This window comes from Oleiphilus sp. HI0117 (genome assembly GCF_001635235.1).
In genome coordinates this window covers 1-547 of sequence record NZ_LWGA01000341.1, presented here as the reverse complement: position 1 = coordinate 547, position 547 = coordinate 1, and the positions used below count along the sequence as shown (strand labels likewise).

Genomic DNA, 547 nt, shown 5'->3' with positions numbered 1-547 from the left:
GGTTAAGTTTTTCCAACTTTTCTAAAAAGTTGGTGCCGTTCAAGTTAGATCGAGCGGTAAAGTGTAACTACCTAATTTATAGGGCCATAGAGGGTGAAAGCCCCGTACACTTAAGAGGTGAAAAATGGCGATTGGTTTAGTCGGCCGTAAGGCTGGGATGACTCGAGTTTTTACAGACGAAGGTGCATCCATTCCGGTAACGGTTATCGAGGTTGAAGATAACCGTATCACACAGGTGAGAACAGACGATGTTGATGGTTACCGTGCAATTCAGGTAACTGTTGGTGAGCGTCGCGCTTCTCGCGTATCTAAAGCTGCAGCTGGACATTTTGCGAAAGCAGGTGTTGAAGCGGGTCGTGGTCTTTGGGAATTCCGTTTGGCGGAAGGCGAAGGCGAAGATCTTAAAGCAGGTGACGCACTTAATGCGACAGTCTTCGAAGTTGGTCAGATTATTGATGTAACTGGTCAGTCTAAAGGTAAAGGTTTCCAGGGCGGTATTAAGCGTTGGAACTTTGGCATGCAAGATGCGACGCATGGTAACTCGTTG

1 protein-coding gene is annotated in these 547 nt (G+C 47.0%); it reads left to right on the top strand.

What is annotated here, in order from left to right:
* Positions 1 to 124: 124 nt before the first annotated feature.
* Positions 125 to 547: 50S ribosomal protein L3 (rplC, locus tag A3757_RS04150; protein WP_068739204.1), on the top strand; the 423-nt coding region annotated here is incomplete at its 3' end.